1 protein-coding gene is annotated in these 1,673 nt (G+C 70.5%); it reads right to left on the bottom strand.

What is annotated here, in order from left to right; genetic code table 11:
* Positions 1–141: 141 nt before the first annotated feature.
* Positions 142–1,545 carry an IS1380 family transposase gene (locus DQ240_RS23000; protein WP_113842039.1) on the bottom strand — a complete coding sequence of 468 codons (1,404 nt, stop codon included), beginning with the start codon at positions 1,543–1,545 and terminating at the stop codon, positions 142–144.
* Between the last annotated feature and the right edge of the window lie 128 nt (positions 1,546–1,673).

Here is a 1,673-nt window from a genome sequence, read left to right as displayed (position 1 = left end):
CTAAGCCTCGATCCACCGACGGACCTGGGCGCGCCCGGTGAGGTCCGGCGGAGTGGCCGCGGTGGTGCCGGGGCGTGAGGAAGTCGCCGGTCTGCCCGGCTTTCCACGGAGTCCTCGGTCGTCGGGGCGGTGTGTCGAGGGTCAGGTCGCGGGGGCTCGCGTGGGGAGCGCGGCCTGGTAGAGCGCGGACCAGGCCTTCTCCCAGGGCCAGTCGGTGGGCAGGTGCAGGCGCAGGCGCCGGGCGGAGGTCGCGATCCGGGCCGGGACGTGGATGAGCTTGCGGCGGATCGTCGCGGTCGCGGCTCTGGCCAGCGCGGGGGTGTGGGTCACCGTCGCGGCGGCGCGGGTGAGGTTGAAGGCCATGACGGCGCAGACCAGCCAGGCGGCGTTGGCGGTGAAGACGCCCGAGGGCAGGTGGGCCAGGGCGGAGGCCTTGAGGTCGGCGTGGACGTTCTCGATGATCGCGTGACGGCGGTGGGTCTGATCCGCGACGACGGTGTCGAGGTCGGCGGGCGCGGTGGTGGTGAAGAACGCGTGGAAGCGCCACGTGTCGAACAGCGTCTCCTGGCCGTCGCCCTTCTTGGGGTTCAGCTCCGGGATGCGGCGCACGATCAGGCGCCCGGTGATCTGGTCGGCTTTCTTCTTCGAGGTGAAGGCGGTGAACGGGATCTCGGCGACCTGTGCCGTGGAGATCCAAGCGCCAGTGGTCTCGTCGTAGATCGCGTCGGTGTACTTGATCGTGGTCCACGCGTCCTGGTCGATCGTGGTGATCGCGCGTCTGACGGCCGGGTCCATCCGCACGGTGATCGATGCATCGGCGCCCGTCTTGAGCACGGCAGCGACCAGGGCGTGGGAGTAGAACGCCGAGTCCGCGCGCACCAGCACCTTCCGGCCGGCCAGTGAGCTGCGGCGGACCAGGGCGAGGGCGTCGGTGGCCAGCCTCGCCGCGCCGCGAGGGGAGCCGGCGCTGCCCTTGCGCAGCCGCTGGGCCGCGATCACCGGGGCCACGGTCTCGGTGGAGACCGTGGCCAGCAGCGCGCTGAGGCCCCGCACCCCAGAGTAGCCGAACGCCGCGCCCTGCTTGGCGTAGCCGTGGACCTCCACGATGGTGTCGTCGATATCGACCAGCACCGTGCCCGCGTCGGCCCGGCCGCCGAGCAGCTCGGTGTGCTCGGCGAGGTTGAGCAGGAACCGGGAGGCGACCGCGTCGGCCTGCCGGACGTGGCCGAAGGTGAACGAGCGCAGGAACGACCCCAGCGTCGAGGGTGCGTAGGCGCCGGTGAAGACCTTGCCCATCCCGCCGTGCCGCAGCAGGGCCATGTCATCGATGCTGTCCGCGCCGGCCGCCATGCCCGCGACCAGCGAGGAGAGCTTCAGGCCGGCGTTGGCGCCCTTGTCGGTCGGCACGCTCACCCGCTCGTCGGCCAGCTTCTGCAGGCCGGCCTTGCCGGCCAGCGCCATCAGCGGAACCAGGCCGGCCGCCGACACGAGGTTGGGCTCATCGAACGTCGCGGACACCACCGGGCGGGTGTGAGAAAGTTGCATCTACGAGATGCCCTTCTTGAACTGGCGATACGGACCTTAGACAAGTCGTATCTTCCCAGTTCAGAAGGGCATTTCGGTGTTCCCACGCCTGTCCGCGGCGCTCAGCTCATCGGTGGATCGAGGCTAAG

The organism is Blastococcus sp. TF02A-26, from assembly GCF_003319125.1.
Lineage (GTDB): Bacteria > Actinomycetota > Actinomycetes > Mycobacteriales > Geodermatophilaceae > Trujillonella.
The sequence above is the reverse complement of the archived record's forward strand: the minus strand, read 5'-3'. Positions and strand labels throughout refer to the sequence as shown.

Excerpts from the sequence above, each read along its gene's own strand:
- DQ240_RS23000 (WP_113842039.1), bottom strand. The coding sequence starts at position 1,545 with ATGCAACTTTCTCACACCCGCCCGGTGGTGTCCGCGACGTTCGATGAG.